Source organism: Thalassobaculum sp. OXR-137, from assembly GCF_034377285.1.
GTDB lineage: Bacteria > Pseudomonadota > Alphaproteobacteria > Thalassobaculales > Thalassobaculaceae > Thalassobaculum.
Genome location: NZ_CP139715.1, coordinates 4,772,883 through 4,788,663, shown reverse-complemented (window position 1 = coordinate 4,788,663; position 15,781 = coordinate 4,772,883). Strand labels below are relative to the sequence as shown.

The 15,781-nt window shown below is 67.5% G+C and carries 12 protein-coding genes; 3 read left to right on the top strand and 9 right to left on the bottom strand.

Features of this window, described 5'->3' with window-relative positions:
• Window positions 1-31: 31 nt before the first annotated feature.
• Window positions 32-1,102 carry a hypothetical protein gene (locus T8K17_RS22215; RefSeq protein ID WP_322331921.1) on the bottom strand — a complete coding sequence of 357 codons (1,071 nt, stop codon included), beginning with the start codon at window positions 1,100-1,102 and terminating at the stop codon, window positions 32-34.
• A 171-nt stretch (window positions 1,103-1,273) separates the two neighbouring features.
• On the opposite strand from T8K17_RS22215, the gene gor reads away from it, so the two are divergent.
• Window positions 1,274-2,653: a glutathione-disulfide reductase gene (gor, locus tag T8K17_RS22210; protein ID WP_322331920.1), complete on the top strand. Its 1,380-nt coding sequence runs from the start codon at window positions 1,274-1,276 to the stop codon at window positions 2,651-2,653.
• A 133-nt stretch (window positions 2,654-2,786) separates the two neighbouring features.
• On the opposite strand, the gene T8K17_RS22205 is transcribed toward gor, so the two are convergent.
• From T8K17_RS22205 to T8K17_RS22195, 3 genes are read right to left on the bottom strand one after another with little or no spacing between them, the layout of a single operon-like run.
• Window positions 2,787-6,062, bottom strand: a complete 3,276-nt coding sequence (locus tag T8K17_RS22205; protein WP_322331919.1) for a chemotaxis protein CheA — start codon at window positions 6,060-6,062, stop codon at window positions 2,787-2,789.
• Window positions 6,059-6,997, bottom strand: coding sequence for a chemotaxis protein CheW (locus T8K17_RS22200; RefSeq protein WP_322331918.1), 939 nt, complete (start codon window positions 6,995-6,997; stop codon window positions 6,059-6,061). Before T8K17_RS22200 ends, T8K17_RS22205 begins: the two co-directional genes overlap by 4 nt.
• Window positions 6,994-7,413 (bottom strand): response regulator, encoded by a 420-nt coding sequence (locus tag T8K17_RS22195; RefSeq protein WP_322331917.1) that lies wholly within the window; start codon window positions 7,411-7,413, stop codon window positions 6,994-6,996. The genes T8K17_RS22200 and T8K17_RS22195 overlap by 4 nt, the downstream gene beginning before the upstream one ends.
• A gap of 190 nt (window positions 7,414-7,603) precedes the next feature.
• Here T8K17_RS22195 and T8K17_RS22190 point away from each other — a divergent pair, with 190 nt between their 5' ends.
• On the top strand, window positions 7,604-8,284 hold the full coding sequence (locus T8K17_RS22190; protein WP_322331916.1) for a hypothetical protein: 681 nt from the start codon (window positions 7,604-7,606) through the stop codon (window positions 8,282-8,284).
• Between the two features lie 145 nt (window positions 8,285-8,429).
• On the opposite strand, the gene T8K17_RS22185 is transcribed toward T8K17_RS22190, so the two are convergent.
• The 3 genes from T8K17_RS22185 to T8K17_RS22175 all read right to left on the bottom strand — a co-directional run bounded on the left by T8K17_RS22185 (window position 8,430) and on the right by T8K17_RS22175 (window position 11,608).
• Entirely contained in the window at window positions 8,430-10,064 is a 1,635-nt protein-coding gene (locus T8K17_RS22185) for a hypothetical protein (RefSeq protein ID WP_322331915.1), read from the bottom strand.
• 360 nt (window positions 10,065-10,424) lie between these two features.
• On the bottom strand, window positions 10,425-10,655 hold the full coding sequence (locus tag T8K17_RS22180; protein WP_322331914.1) for a hypothetical protein: 231 nt from the start codon (window positions 10,653-10,655) through the stop codon (window positions 10,425-10,427).
• Between the two features lie 5 nt (window positions 10,656-10,660).
• On the bottom strand, window positions 10,661-11,608 hold the full coding sequence (locus T8K17_RS22175) for a DMT family transporter (RefSeq protein WP_322331913.1): 948 nt from the start codon (window positions 11,606-11,608) through the stop codon (window positions 10,661-10,663).
• A gap of 185 nt (window positions 11,609-11,793) precedes the next feature.
• Between T8K17_RS22175 and ald the strand changes: the two genes are divergently transcribed.
• Window positions 11,794-12,912: an alanine dehydrogenase gene (gene ald, locus T8K17_RS22170; RefSeq protein WP_322331912.1), complete on the top strand. Its 1,119-nt coding sequence runs from the start codon at window positions 11,794-11,796 to the stop codon at window positions 12,910-12,912.
• Window positions 12,913-13,052: 140 nt separating this feature from the next.
• Here ald and T8K17_RS22165 read toward each other — a convergent pair whose 3' ends face one another.
• Together T8K17_RS22165 and T8K17_RS22160 are read right to left on the bottom strand one after the other, a co-directional pair.
• Entirely contained in the window at window positions 13,053-14,312 is a 1,260-nt protein-coding gene (locus T8K17_RS22165; protein WP_322331911.1) for an FAD-binding oxidoreductase, read from the bottom strand.
• A gap of 16 nt (window positions 14,313-14,328) precedes the next feature.
• Window positions 14,329-15,711 carry a glutamine synthetase family protein gene (locus T8K17_RS22160; protein WP_322331910.1) on the bottom strand — a complete coding sequence of 461 codons (1,383 nt, stop codon included), beginning with the start codon at window positions 15,709-15,711 and terminating at the stop codon, window positions 14,329-14,331.
• Between the last annotated feature and the right edge of the window lie 70 nt (window positions 15,712-15,781).

Sequence of the window (15,781 nt, the reverse complement as noted above, 5' to 3'; positions counted from 1 at the left end):
CAGTTCCGGATAAACGCGGGCCGGGCAGGGATCACTGTCCGGCCCGAGCTTTATTGTACTCCTCCAGGCTGATCTCCCCAGCCAAGAAGCGGCGGCGAAGTTCTGCGGCGGGAAGCGAGGAGAGCGGGTCCTTCGATACGGGAGCACTTGTTTCCGAACTCGTTATAGCGGGCGAACTTCCAGAAGTGGCGGGAGACTGTCTTGAGGACAATGGCATCACGACATCTTCGGCAAGGATCGTCTGTTTGCCGTGATTGCTGGCGCGTAGTTCGGCGCGAGCCCGGTCGAAGCTCGGGTCGTAGTACAAGGGAGCGCCGTCCAAGGATGCGAGACGTTCGGTGATTACCGTCGAGGGCGAAATACCGATCTGCGCGAGCCGTGCGCGCACGCGTGGCTCGTCATAGGAATGTTCGGCGACGGGGCTGTGCCAGTAGGCGATCTCGTTGTTTTCACCCTCCACGTGGGTGATGCCTCCGCTGATCCCCTCCAGCTCGACCGTGTAGCGACGGGCGCCCAACAGGAAGTCGCCGATGTACGTGACCCGCCCGGCCTGCACGGTGAATCGCGGCGCGGTGTCACTGATCCGGCCGTTCTCGACGAAAATGAGCTGGGACGGTTTGCGCGGCCCTAGAACCGCTGCTTCGCGGGATTCCCGAACGCGTTCGCCGACAATCATCAGCCCGGTCATGCCCGCACCCAACGGGCCATGATAGATGCCCGCGTTGATCACATCGTCACTTGTTGTCGGCTGATAAAATTGAGCTTGCGCCTCGAAGGGCACGATGGCGGTCACCGCATAGGTACCCGGAGCCAGATTGTAGAAGGCGATGTCGCTCCGTTCGTTCTGATATCCGATCTCGCTGTGGCGAACGAAGACCGGGAGACCACCGGGTGTCGTTGACGTTGTGACGGTGCCGGAGCCGTCGTTGATGCGGCCGATCGTAACGGTCCAGAGGAGAGGTGGGGTGGTCTCCGCCTTGTAGAGCCCGAAGGCAACGCCCCCCGCACCCGTGATCAGGCCATCGCCATCCCCCCGCACAGCGACGTCCCGAGAGCAGGCGGATACGACCATGGCGAGGAGCATTAGAGCTAGAAAACGCAAGTATAGAACTCCTCCTATGATAGATCTAACGGATACCCCATTTCGCCGGGAGGGCCAACCCGCCCGTTCCCCATCGGAAAATCTCCGTGCCGGAACGGCGGGGGTAACCTTCTGCGCTGCGGCGCACTATGTTGCGGTGACGCGATTACGGACTGAGGCGGGAGAATGGCGATGGCCGGCTACGATTACGAACTGATCACCATCGGCGGCGGCTCCGGCGGGGTGCGCGCCTCGCGCATGGCCGGACGCTACGGCGCCAAGGTCGCCGTCGTTGAAGAGCTTCGGGTCGGCGGTACCTGCGTACTGCGCGGCTGCGTGCCCAAGAAGCTGCTGGTCTACGGATCGCACCTGCCGCACGAGATCGAGGACATGCGCGGCTATGGCTGGTCGGTTGAGGGCGTAAGCCACGACTGGTCGGCGCTGATCGCCGCCAAGGAGAAGGAGCTCGACCGGCTCCACGGCATCTACATGAAGCTGCTGACCGGTGCGGGCAACGACGTGCTGGACGGCAAGGGCAAGATCGTCGATCCGCACACGGTCGAGGTGGCCGGCAAGCGCTACACGGCCGAGCGCATCCTGCTCGCCACCGGCGGCTGGCCGAGCCTGCCGGACGTGCCGGGCATCGAGCACGCCATCACCTCCAACGAGGCGCTGGAACTGCCGCAGCGGCCCGAGCGGATCGCCATCGTGGGCAGCGGCTTCATCGCCGTCGAGTTCGCCGGCATCTTTCACGGCTACGGCAGTGAGACCCATCTGATCTACCGGGCCTCCAAGGTGCTGCGCGGCTTCGACGAGGATGTCCGCACCGCCCTCGACGAGGAGATGGCGAAGAAGGGCATCCACCTGCATTGCGAAACCCTGCCGTCGCGGATCGAGAAGGCCGGCGACAGCTACCTGGTCCACCTGACGGACGGCGAGACCCTGGAGGTCGATGCCGTGATGTACGCCACCGGCCGTCACCCGAACACCAAGGGCATCGGCCTGGAGGAGGTCGGGGTCGAGATGGACAAGAATGGGGCGGTGAAGGTGGACGAATACTCCCGCACCAACATTCCCTCCATTTGGGCGATCGGCGACGTGACCGACCGGATCAACCTGACCCCGGTGGCGCTGGCTGAAGGCACCTGCTTCGCCGAGACCGAGTTCAACGACAACCCGATGTCGCCGGACCATGAGAACGTGGCGAGCGCGGTGTTCAGCCAGCCGCCGATCGGCACCGTCGGGCTGAGCGAGGCCGAGGCGCGCGAGAAATACGGCACGCTGGACGTCTACATGTCGGGCTTCCGGCCGATGAAGTACACGCTCACAGAGAATACCGAGCGCGGAATGATGAAGCTGGTCGTGGACCGGGCCAGCCAGAAGGTCGTCGGCGCCCACATGGTCGGGCTCGACAGCCCCGAGATCATCCAGGGCGTGGCCATCGCGGTGAAGATGGGGGCGACGAAGAAGGACTTCGACCGCACCATCGGCATCCATCCGACCGCGGCCGAGGAATTCGTCACCATGCGCGAAAAGCGCCCGGAGCCCGAGGAGCAGCAGGCGGCGGAGTAGGTCGCGGCGGCAGTCCCCGCTCCTATAAACAACCGACTTCCCGGACTTGATCCGGGACCGTGGCAGGAACGCCGGTTGAGGATCCCGGATCATGTCCGGGAAGTCGGTTAGGGTATGAGGGTAGCGCCGGCCCCTACCCCCCCGCGATCGCGATCAGCGTTTCCGGGTCGAGCACCAGCAGCGGCTGGCCTTCGCCCATGACCGTGGCGCCGGCCAGGACGTCGACCGAGTTCAGGGCCGGGTGCAGTTCCTTCATGAACACTTCCTGGCGCCGCTTCACCCGGTGCACCGCCACGCCGATGCGGCGCTGGGGCGTGCCGATGATGACGACCGGGAAGGCCTGCTGGCCGACCGCGACCTCCGGCGTCTCCCAGCCCAGCATGGTCTCGATCGCCCGAACGGTCAGGAACCCGTCGCGGTGCTGGATGCCGGCGCGCTCGCCGACGGTCTGGATCTGTTTGCGGTCGACCTCGATCACCTCGATGATCGCGCGCTCCGGCAGGCCCAGGTCGCGTTCGCCGTCGCTCACCACGATGATCCGCTGCAGGGCGGCGGAGACCGGGAAGCTGAGATAGAAGCGCGTGCCTTCGCCTTCCTCGCTGTCGATATCGATGGCGCCGCCGAGCCGCCGCAGGGTGGTCAGCACCACGTCCATGCCGACGCCCCGGCCTGACGTCTCCGTCACCGCCGCTGCGGTGGAGAAGCCCGGCGCGAAGATCTGCCGATGGATCTCCCGCTCGGTCATCCGGGCGGCGTCCTGCTCGGTGATCAGGCCCTTTTCCAGCGCCTTGTTGCGGATGCGGTTGGTGTTCAGGCCGCGCCCGTCCTCCGCGATCATGATCTGGGCGACATTGCCGTGCTGGGTGGCGCGCAGGGTCAGGGTCGCCTTCTCGGGTTTGCCGGCATCCAGCCGCTCCTGCGGCCCCTCGATCCCGTGATCCATGGCATTGCGGATCATGTGGACCATGGGTTCCATCAGGGCGTCGACCATGGACTTGTCGATCTGGATGTCGCCGTCGTCGATCTCCAGGGTCACCTGCTTGCCGAGCGAGCGGGCAAGGTCGCGCACAAGGCGCGGCATGCGGCCGAAGACGATGCTGATCGGCACCACCCGCAGATCCAGCGTCACCGAGTGCAGCATCCGCAGGGTGACTTCGGCCCGGGCGATCTGGTTGGCGAAGACCTTGCCGGCATCGTCGATCCGGGCGGCGGCGGCGTAGAGCCGCTCGGCCTTGCGGTCGTCCACCTGGCCTGCCAGCGAGCGCAGCTCGGCCGCCGTGGCGCCGAACCCGGCCTCCGACGCGCCCTGGTCCAGCCGCGACAGGCTGAGACGGAGTTCGGCCACCGTGTCGAGATAGCTGTCGATCAGCGCCGAGGAGACGCGCAGGGAACTGCCGCCCGCACTGCCGGGGACGGCGGCGCCGGTGCCGGCACCGGCACTTCGGGCGGGTGCTGCCTCGCCGCGTTCGGCCGGCACGCTGCCGTCTGCGGCAGTGGCCGGCGGATCGGCGGGTCTGGCGGGTGGCGCTGCGGGCGCGGGATCGGCTGCGCGCGGCGACACAGGTGGCGGAGGCGCGGCGCGCGGCTGCGCCGGGGCGGGACGAGGAGCGGACTGCGGTGGCGGGGCGGGGCTGTCGCCAAACGGGGCGGCAAAGCCCTCCTGCTGCTCCGGCGACCATCCGGAATGCAGGGCCGAATCCCAGGAACTGTCGTCGACGAACAGCACATGGCCGTCGGTCTCGGCCGCTGGCGGTGTAGGGGCCTGCGCGGCGGGCGGTGGCGTCGGCGCGGCAGCAGGGGCGGCTGGAGCCGCCTTGTCGCCGACCACCAGCACGGTCCAGGCGCGCAGCACGTCGCCGCTGGTGTCCAGAGTGCGGATGGACGCCTCCACCGGGGCGTCGTCGCCGGTGATGCCGATGAGGAACTGGTAGAGGTCCGGGTCGATATCGACCAGCACCCGATTGGAGATCACCTGCTGGCGGTAGAGCAGACCGAGGATCTCGCCGCTGGCCGGGGCGCCGTCGGGGACCATGACCTGCACCTGCACGAGCCGGGCGCCCGGCTGCTCCAGGAATTCCACCGCCTCGTTGCGGGCGGCGGGGGACATGCTGTCGAACAGGTCGTCGCCCAGGACCTTGCGCAGTTCGGCGACGGCCGCCCCCGCGCCGGTGAGCAGCAGGGCCAGCTCGTCGCGCAGCCGGTCGTAGGTCTCGCGCGGCATGTCGAGGGAGGAGACGGTCAACCCCTCGATCCCGATCACCTCGCTCTCGCGGCGGATCTCGTCGGCCACCTCCAGCGCGCCGGCGCGCTCGGTCCAGGCCTCCATCAGCGTCAGTTCGCTGGCGAGACGGGCCAGGGCGGAGATCCGGAACACGCCGAGCGCCCGGGCCAGGATGCCGACCAGTTCCCAATCCGCCGACGCCCCGCCGCGCACCGACAGCCGGTCGACCACCGCCCGGGCCTCGCGCGAGATGTGCGGCGCCATGGAATCGTCCACGTCGTCCATGGAGATCCCGGCATCGGCCAGTTCGGACAGCACCCGCAGCCGGTGGATGAAGATGCACAGGCCCCGGATCAGGGCGGTTCGGTTGCCGGCCTGATCGCCCTCGAGCACGCCGAGAATATCGCCCAGCACCTCGGCGATGCCGAGATAGCCGACGTCGTTCGCCGCCTCGCGGATCGCCAGCATGGAGGAGACGATGGCCCGGCTGTCCAGGGAATCCATCGCCGGGTTCTCCAGCGCCTCGGCGAGCTGGCCGAGCTCTGCCGTCACCACCGCGTTGAACGGCTGCACGGTTCCGGGCTGGAACTCCGCCTCGTCGTCATTGGCCGGCTTCTGCGAGACCTGGATCGCCATCCGGCTCTGGGTGGTGGCGCCTGTCTCTTCCTCCGGTTCGGGCTCCGGCGGATCGTAGGCCGGCGGCGCTTCGGCCTCCGGCGCCTGGACCGGCGGAGGTGGCGGGGGCGGCGCGGCGGCGGCGGGCGGGGCCGTTGCAGTGATCGCGCCGCCGCCCTTGAGCTGCGCCTTGGCCTGTTTCAGCGCGGCGATCAGCCCGGGATCGCCGGCAATGTCGCTGCGGTTCTGCAGGCAGGCGCCGCGCAGGTCGACCAAGGCATCGGCCGATTGCAGCAGCAGATCCCGGGCGGCCTCGTTCGGGCGGGCCTCTCCGTTGCGGAACATGTCGAGCAGGTCTTCGGCCGCATGGGCGACCGTCTCCATGCCGGTCAGGCCGAGCGAGGCCGATACGCCTTTCAGCGAATGGATGGCGCGGAACAGCGCGCCCATGATCTCGGGGTTCTCCAAGTCGGCCACCGAGCCGGACAGGTTGGCCTCGAGCTGGGCGAGGTAGTCCTCGCTCTCCTGCTCGAACAGCTCCCACATCTCCGAATTGTCGTCGAAGCCGCTCATGTCAGGGCCACGCTGCGGTCGCCGCCCCGGTGAAACTCCGGCACATGCGAGGCGATCAGGCCGGTCAGGTCGACCACTTCGTGGAAGGTGCCTTTATGGGTGATCACGCGGGCTTGGCCGTCCTCGTCGGCCGGGCCGGGCGGGCTCTCGTCGTCGACGATGCCGAGCACGCCTTCGGTGGCGATCGCCCATTTCTGATCGAAATGGCTGACGATGACGTGGATCGACTGCTTCTCGAACCCGTCCTCCGTGAGCCGCAGCACCGGCAGGATGTTGCCGCTGACCTCGATGACGGAATCGATCTTCACCCCCGGCCGCCGGGGCAGGGGGGCGGTGCCGATATCGTCGATGGCCCGTTCCACGATGCTGGAATCGATGGCGAAGAGCCGGCCGCCGACGGCGATCGCCATATATTTCGGCCGCTGTCGGACCCGCAGTTCGTCCGGATCCGTGCGCTCGGCGACGGCGCGTTGGTCCGACAGCAGGGGCAGGGTGCTCTGGGCATTGAACCAGCGGTCGGCGTCGACCGCCTGCACAAGCTCGCCCTTCTCGTCGAGGAAGGCGTGCTGCACCTCGTTGCCGGCGACCAGCCCGTGCATCGGCTTGGCCGGGCCGAAATCCTGAATGCCCAGGATGCGCTCGACCGCCAGACCGATCACCGCGCTGCCGCGCTGCATGACGATGCACATGGCGAGGGTCAGCTCTTCCTCGCGCGGGTGCAGCCGCATCACCACCAGCGGGATCGGCTCATCGCGCAGGACCATCACGCCGATATAGTCCTCGGAGTCGCCCTCGATGGGCTCCATCCTGTCGATCTCTACGACCTCGCGCACCCGGCCGAGGGGGACGCCGAAGCGCCGGCCGTCGGACATGAACAGCAGGACCGGGATGCGTTCCTGGTTGCCGCCGCGCTTGCCGCTGACCACGGCGTTCACGTCATCGCTCCGGCCGGAGCGGGCGACAGCAGGCGGTTGATGGTGTCGATCAGCAGCCCGCCGCCGGACGCGTCGACATCCTTGCTGACGGAGCCGGACGGCTTGCCGATCACCGCGTCGGCACCGACCAGCCGCGCCTCAACGGCCTTCGGGGAGGCGGGGTGGGTGAGGGAGGACAGCACGATCACCTTTGCAGGCGACAGGATCTTGAGGCGGCGCAGGCATTCGATGCCGTCCATCACCGGCATCTCGATATCGAGGGTGACCACATCGGGAGACAGCTCGCGGGCCATGTCGACGCCCTCGCGGCCGTTCTCCGCTTCGCCCACGACCTCGAATCCCTCGGCACGCGCCAGGATGTTCTTGATCGTGAGCCGAACAAGTTTCGAATCATCGACGATCAGTACTTTGGGCATCCGCCGGCCGTCTTCCCCAGTCAACCAAGGCCGAGTTCAACCAAGGCCTTGAAATCTAAGTGCTCAATCGTTCCATATCGGCGCTGGTTTGCCTACCCGTTTGTGGAGGGGTTTCGGGCCGATCGCGCGGAAACGGCTTCTGCGAAGGGCGCGGGCCATTGTACCATCGCGGGAACAGTCACTGGAGACCATGGCGGGGGCCCGCGTGCTGGCTTGGCATTTTGTCGACGAGACGCTGAAGGACGGCCGTCCGGTGCCGCCCGACGGCGAACGCCTGACCCATGACGGGCCGGTCAGCCTGTGCGAGGGCGGACTACACGCCTCGGAACGGGTGCTCGACGCCCTGAAATTCGCGCCGGGCAACATCATCTGCCGGGTCGAATGCGACGACGTGGCCGAGCGGCAGGCCGACAAGCTGGTCTGCGGCGGGCGCACGATCCTGTGGCGGATCGACGGCGAGGAGGTGCTGCGCGCCTTCGCCCGCAAGGTGGCGCTCGACGTGGCCGAGTACTGGGAGATGCCGGCCGAGGTGCGCAAGTTCCTGGAGACAGGCAACGACAACCTGCGGGTGGCCGCCCGCGGCGCCGCGCGTCAGGCGTCCCGCGACGCGGTGCTGTCGGACGAACCTCAGGCGGCGGCGGCCGGCGAGGCGGCCCGTGCGGCGGCAGCCCGGACCCATGCGGCGCGCTCCACGGGACTCGCGGCGGCCTGGGCCGCGTCGAAGGCGACCCGGCGGGCCGATGCCTGGGAGGAGTTCGACCGGCTGCTGGAGACGATGATCGAGGAGGCCCGCGCCGCCGCTCCCCCCGCGGCCGCCGAGGACGACGAATGGGGCGACTTCGCCGACGAGATCGAGGCGGAGTTCACCTAGGTTCTTTCTTCCCCACCCCACCCGACTTCCTGGACGGGCGGAACGCTCGATCCAGGATCCTGTATCGACGCCGGAGACACGGTCCTGGATAGCGCTGGCGCGCTTCCAGGAAGTCGGGAGGAGAGAAAGAATGCGCGCGCCGGGTTCACCCGAAGAAACCGCAGCGGTGAAGCTGTTCGTGGAACTTCCGCAGGGTCTTGGCCTTCTCGCTCGGATCGGGGATCGCGGCGACCAGTTCGTCCTCGAAATTCGCCCGGCGCAGGTGCCCGACGATGATGTTCCGCGCCAGATCCGACGCCTTGCCCTTGGGCAGCATCTCCGGCTGCACCATGCTGACCAGCATGAAGGCCCGCACGTGCAGCGGCTTCTCCGGGTTGTCCAGCTTGTCGAGGATCTTGCCCTCGGTGATGTAGGACACCAGCAGCTCGTCCAGCCGCTCGGTCAGCGCCGCCTTGCGCTGCGGCGGCAGATTGGACTTCTGGATGTGGTGATAGATCGACGTCACCTTCGCCATCTTCTTGTTCGGCGGCAGCTTGTCCCGGATCAGATGGTTGATCGTCTTGGAATGGACCAGCAGCTTGTCGAGCAGCGTCTCCAGATCGTTGCGCAGCACCGTCTGGCCGATCTCGCTGTCCATCATGGCCAGCAGGTAGCCGGTGGCGCGGCCGGGATCGCCTAGGGCCGGCAGCATGGTCTCCGCCGCCTCGCGCATGCCTTTGCTGCCGCCCTTGTTGATGATCGTGGACTGCCGCGCGGTCATGGCCTGGGCCATGGACGGGCCGCCGATGATCTCGATGTCCGGGATCAGCTTGTCGAGCAGGCCGATGAAGACCTCGCGCTCCTCCTCGCGGTCGCCGCGGGTGAGCGGGCTGAGCCCTTCCAGTTGGCGCCGGACCCGGTCGACCAGAACCGCCTTGCTTTCCGGCAGTTTGCCGGCGGCGATCAGGCGGATGAAGGTGGCGTTGGCGAACTCCTGATGCTCGGGCGTCAGCTCGACCGGCTCCTCCTCCTCTTCCTCCTCGACGAGCGGTCGCCCTTCGGCGACGCAGAGCAGGGTGACGAGGGCGGTGCCGAGTTCGCGCGGATTGCCGATCATGTCCCGCAGGACATCGACATTGTACAGCGTGTCGGAGACGAAGATGTCGATCGCCTCCAGCGCCTGAGGCGCCTCCGCCTTCCAGGCCCATTCCATGAGCTGGCCGAACTTGCCTAGGAAGCTGCGGTTCTCGACCAGCTCCACCGACATGACGTAGCGGATCAGGTGGGAGACGTGCTCCTGCGAGACCTTAGCGACGATGCCCTCGACAACCGTGTTGAAGCCGTCCACCCGGATCCGGGGCAGGCGCTGCTCCGACGCGGCGATAGCGCGGGCGTTGATCTTGTTGATGAAGTCGAACAGCACGTCCCGCCGCTGGTTGACGGTCGTGTCCTCCATCTTGCGGACCTGGAAGGTGGAGACCTTTCCGACCGCCGAGAACAGAAGCGTGCCCTCCTCCAGCACCCGCTTGATCTCGCGCGGGGCGTGGAGCAGTTCGGTGGCGGTGAGGTTGTTCTTGTCGAGATAGTTGCGGAACAGCCGGTTGATCGTCGCCCGCGCCTCGCCGACGAACAGGTCGTTGGGCGCATGGCAGACGGGGGCATCGTCGATATCCTGGACGAAGACCTTCTCCTCGGTCTTCGGCTTCATCTTTTCGAACAGGATGTCTTCCGGCTTCAGCCGGTCTATGGAGCCCTTGGCTTCCTTGATGACACGGACACCCAGGATTCCGGCGCGGCTCAAGATCTTTGCCGCCTCCGCCTGAGCCACCTCCTGGTGCTGAGCCGTGGCCTCAATTGTCCAACGGCCCTCGCGTAGTGCGAGGATCTCGAAGGTTTTTCCGCCGAACATTTCTATGCTCGCATCTGAATTTTCCGGCGGAGCGCTTCTTGCTCCCCCACTCCCACAGAGGAGATAGTAAACGAAGTTTTCACTTAATTCATGACAAGAATCGCATACGGCTGTAACGCGCAGTCCGTTAAGCGCGCGAAACGTGCAAATCGCTCATGCATCTTTGGGTTTTTGGGACGGGCGGGCGGCACAGGCCGAGCCAAGCAGTGCCCGGCCCACGCCTAGTTGGAGCCGTGTTATTGCGCGGCGGTGCTAGTGGGCTTTCGCCTCGCCGACCGCGCCCTGCCTCAGGCTTTCCTCGCCGTTGAGCTGGGCCAAGCGCCTCTTCAGGTTCTCCGGACCCTTCACCACCGATATCAGTTCGCCGGTGCGGGTGTCGCTGATGCGCCAGGTATCGGCGGCACCGAAGGGGGCGGCTTTGTAGCGTTCGTGCATCTGGGCCATGGCGTCCTCCTCCTTGGGGTTGGTGGTCGCTGTTGCCACACCTTTCACCTGGGGAGTCCTGCGCGGCCATCAACCCCGCTGGGGGGACGCCGACACACGGCATCGAGCAGCCGTCCGTCGATGACGGCCAGACCCAGAGCGATCATTCCCATGCCGCCGAGCTGCCGCGGTTCGACGATCTCTCCGAGGATCAGGGCGCCGAGGGCCATGGCGCTCACCGGAATGAGGAGCGTCACGAGGGCCACGTTGGTCGCCCCGGCGCTGGCCAGAACTCGAAAGAACAGGATGTAGGCCAATGCGGTGCTGATCAGGGCGAGGCCGAGAACGGCGCCCAGCGCCGCCGGGCCCGGCAGGCGCAGGGTCCAGGGCATGTCCACGACCAGGGCCAGGGGGAGCACCAGCAGGGTGCTGGCGGAAAGCTGGCCGGTGGCGGTGACCAGCGGCGGCTGGCCGGCGAAGCGGCGGCCGAACACGCTGGCGGCCCCGTAGGAGATCGTCGCCCCGACCACCGCAAGCTGGGCGATCAGCGGCGCGTCCAACCCGTCCAGGGCGGCAGGTCCGACGGTGACAGCCAGGCCGGCGAAACCCAGGATCACGCCGACCACCTTGTGCAGTGGCAGACGCTCGGCGCCCGACGCTCGGGCGATCAGGGCGGACCAGAACGGGGTCATGCCGTTGATCACCGCGGCGAGGCCGGCCCCGATCTCGAGCTGGCCGAAGAAGATCAGGCCGAACGGTACCAGATTGTTCAGCAGCCCCATCACCGCGTAGTCGCGCCAGCGCGCGGCGCCGGGGGCGAACCGGATCCCGGCCACACGGAGCACCAGGTGCAGGGCGAGGGCGGCAATGCCGACCCGGGCCAGGACCAGGGTCAGCGGCGGCACCTCCGCAACGGCAATCCGGCCGAACAGGAAGGAGCAGCCCCACAGGATCGACAGGGCGAGCAGCAGCAGCCAGTCGAGGCTGGTCATGCGGGTATCGGCGGGGGGCATGGGGCGGACTCCTGTGTTCAGGTGCGCGCAGCCAATGGGGGGACACCCGCTCGGGCTTCCCGGTTCTTGTTGTCAGGATCCGCACCTCTCGCGGCAAGGCGCCGCAGTGTGCTCATGGGACGCCGAGATTGAAGCGCCGGCGGTACCGGCCTACCGTCGAGATCTCGACACCTGAGGAGGCCCCCATGCGCATCGGCGTGCCCAAGGAAATCAAGAACCACGAGTACCGGGTCGGTCTCGTGCCCTCCAGCGTCCGCGAATTGGTCGCCCATGGCCATGAGGTGGTCGTCGAGACCCATGCCGGTTACGGCATCGGCCTGGACGACGACCGGTACGAGGCGGCGGGCGCCACGATCCTGTCGACGCCGGAGGAGGTGTACGCCACCGCCGACATGATCGTGAAGGTCAAGGAGCCGCAGCCGGTGGAGATCGCTCGGCTGCGTCCGGGCCAGATCCTGTTCACCTATCTGCACCTGGCCCCCGACCTGGAGCAGACCAAAGGGCTGATCGACAGCGGCTGCATCGCCATCGCCTACGAGACGGTGACCGACGCCCATGGCCGCCTGCCGCTGCTCGCCCCGATGAGCGAGGTGGCGGGCCGGATGTCGATCCAGGCCGGCGCCCATTGCCTGGAAAAGGCTCAGGGCGGCAACGGCATGCTGCTCGGCGGTGTCCCAGGCGTGGCGGCGGCCAATGTGGTCATCCTCGGCGGCGGCGTGGTCGGCACCAATGCCGCCCGCATGGCCATGGGTCTGGAAGCCAAGGTCACGATCTTCGACATGTCCCTGCACCGGCTCTACGAGCTCGACATGCAGTTCGGCGCGACCCTGAACACCATCTTCTCGACCCGCGATGCGGTCGAGGAATACGTCCTGCAGGCCGACCTCGTGATCGGCGCGGTGCTGGTTCCGGGCGCGGCGGCGCCGAAGCTGGTGACCCGGGAGATGGTGTCGCGGATGAAGCGCGGCTCGGTGCTGGTCGACGTGGCCATCGACCAGGGCGGCTGCTTCGAGACGTCGAAGCCGACGACCCATGCGGAGCCGACCTACATCGTCGATGAGGTGGTGCATTACTGCGTGGCGAACATGCCGGGCGGCGTGGCGCGGACCTCGACCTTCGCGCTGAACAACGCGACCCTGCCGTTCACGCTCTCGCTGGCAGACAAGGGCTGGCGTCAGGCGCTGTACGACAACAAGTATCTGAAGGAAGGGCTGAACGTCCACGAGGGAAGGGTGACCTACAAGGCGGTCGCCGATGCCCACGGCTTGCCCTTCACGCCGGCCGAAGAGGCGATGCGGCTCTAACCCATCTCTTGCGGGCGGCCCTTCGACACGCCCTTCGGGCTGCTCAGGGAGACGTCGCTTTAAAGATTATCCTTTGGACCTCGCCCTGAGCAGGACCCCGGCGGTCAGCCGGGGGCCGTGTCGAAGGGCCAGCCCACAGCTCACACCCCCAGCCAGTCCCGTGTCTTCGCCCACCCCATCCCCGCCATCAGGGCGGGGGTGCGCAGGGGGCCGCCGGGGAAGGGGAGGTGGCGGACCTTCTCGAAGAGCTTCAGGCGGCTGTCGTCGCCGGTGATCGCTTCGGCGATGATCTTGCCGGCCAGCCCGGTCAGGACCACGCCCTGGCCGGAAAAGCCCTGGGCGTGGAAGACAGTCTCCGACAACCGGCCGATGTCCGGGATGCGGTTGATGGTGATGCCGATCAGTCCGCCCCACTGATGGTCGATCCGCACATTCGCCAGCTCCGGGAAGACACGGCCGATCTTGCGCCGCATGGTGCCGGCCAGCCCCGGCGGGGTGATCGCCGAATAGCTCGCCCCGGAACCGAACAGCAGCCGGCGGTCATGGGTCAGGCGGAAATAATCCAGCGCCACATTGCAGTCGGCGACCGCCACATCCTGGGGGAACAGTTTGGCGACCAGCGCGTCGGACAGCGGCTCCGTCACCGCGACGAAGGAGGCCACCGGCATGATCTTGGAGCGCAGCTTGCGATGTAGCCGGCCGAGATAGGCATTGCCGCAATAGACCACGTGTTTCGCGGTGACGGCTCCGGCGGCCGTGCGAACCACCGTTCCGTCCACCTCCCGCACCGGGCTGTGCTCGAACAGGAGCGCTCCGGCCTCCTCGGCTCCACGGGCGAGGCCGAGCAGGTAGCGCAGCGGGTGGATCTGGCCGCTCTCCGGATCGACCATGGCGCCCGTGTACCGGTCGGAGCCGAGCCAATCGCGGACCTCCGCTCCCCGGACCATCTTCGGCCCGGTGTAGCCCCAGGCATGCCAGGCCTCGCACACACCCTGCATCCCCTCGAACTGCCGGTCGTTCAGGGTGGCGTGCAGGTAGCCGAAGCGCAGGTCAGCGTCCGGGGCGTGACGGTCGGCGCGGAGCTTCATGTCCTCCACCGCCTCGCGGGCCATGTCGAAAAAGGCGCGGGTTCCGTCCTTGCCGACCTGCCGTTCGACGACCGAGACGTCGGCGCCGAGGCTCTGCAGTACCTGGCCACCATTGCGCCCCGAGGCCCCGAAGCCGATGGTCTCGGCCTCCAGAAGTACGACCTCCAACCCGCGCTCGGCGCAGTGCAGGGCGGTCGACACGCCGGTGAGCCCGCCGCCGATGACGCAGACGTCGCAGCTCCGATCCCCGATCAGGCGGGGCCGGTCGGGGGCCTCTGCCGTCGCGTGATACCAGGTGAGGGGAGCCGTCATCGCACTGCCCCCCGCGTCACACGGTCTTCAGGTACCAGGCCCATTCCAGCGGCGTGACCTCGGACTCGAAGTCCCGGCGCTCGCTCTCCTTCACCGCGTGGAACACATGCTGGAAGCCCTCGCCGAGCCAGTCGGCGATGAATTTGCTCTCGTGGAAGCGCTCCAGCGATTCCGCCCAGGTCTTGGGCACCGACGGTTCCTGGGACTCGTAGGCGTTGCCGTCCACCGGCGGCGGGGCCGCTGCCTCGGTCTCGATGCCGTGCAGGATGGCGGCCAGGATGGCAGCACCGGCCAGATAGGGGTTGGCGTCGGCGCCGGCAACCCGGTGCTCGATCCGCACCGCATCGGGCGAGGAGGCGGGCACGCGGAAGGCGCAGGTCCGGTTGTTGTACCCCCAGCAGGCCGACAGCGGCACATAGGCGTTCGGTCGGATCCGGCGATAGGCGTTGGCGGTCGGTGCGAACAGGGCCATGCAGTCGTTCATGGTCTGGCACAGCCCGCCGACCGCGTGGCGCAGCAGCGGCGAGCCGTGCTCCGGATCCTCGTCGCTGGCGAAGATGTTGTTGCCGTCCTTGTCCAGCACGCTGACATGCATGTGCAGGCCGTTGCCGGTCTCGTCGCCGAACGGCTTGGCCATGAAGGTCGCGTTCATGCCATGGGCCCGGGCCACGCCCTTGACCACCCGCTTCAGCATGACGGCATGGTCGGCAGCCTGAACCGGATCGTCCACATGGGTCAGGTTGATCTCGAACTGGCCGGGGGCGTATTCGGCGGAGGCGGCCATGGCCGGGATGCCCTGGAGCTGGCAAGCATTGGCCACGTCGTCCAGCACCGCCTCGAAATCGTCGAGCTCGTCCAGGCCGTAGACCTGGGTGGTCGACTGGCGCGATCCGCTGACCGGGCTGATCGCCGGGCTCGGCGGCAGATGCGCCTCCCGGGTCTTGTCGATCAGGTAGAATTCCAATTCCAGCGCCACCACCGGCCTCCAGCCGCGATCGGCGTAGCGCTGGGCGACCCGCTGCAGCACGACGCGCGGATCGGCGTAGAACGGCGTGCCGTCGGGCTCCGCCATGGTCAGCATCACCTGAGCCGAGGGGCGCGCCGTCCAGGGCACCTGGACCAGGGAGCCGGCGACCGGCCAGCACGGATAGTCGGCATCGCCCAACTCCCACACCAGGCCGCTTGAATCGACGCTGTCGCCGGTGACGTCGGTGCCGAAGACGGAGGCCGGGAAGGCGGCACCGTCCTTGAAGGTGCCTTTGAGCTGGTCGCGGCCAATGCGCTTGCCGCGCACCACGCCGGACAGGTCGGGCAGGAGGACGTCGATCGTCGCCACCTCGGGATGGGCGTCGAGGAAGGCGGTCGCGGTTTCAGGCGAGGGCACGGAGGTAGGGCGCACGGAAGACATGATTTTGGGACACTCGAATGGTTTACCGCTCATACCATGGCGCGAAGGTCCTGTGGAATGC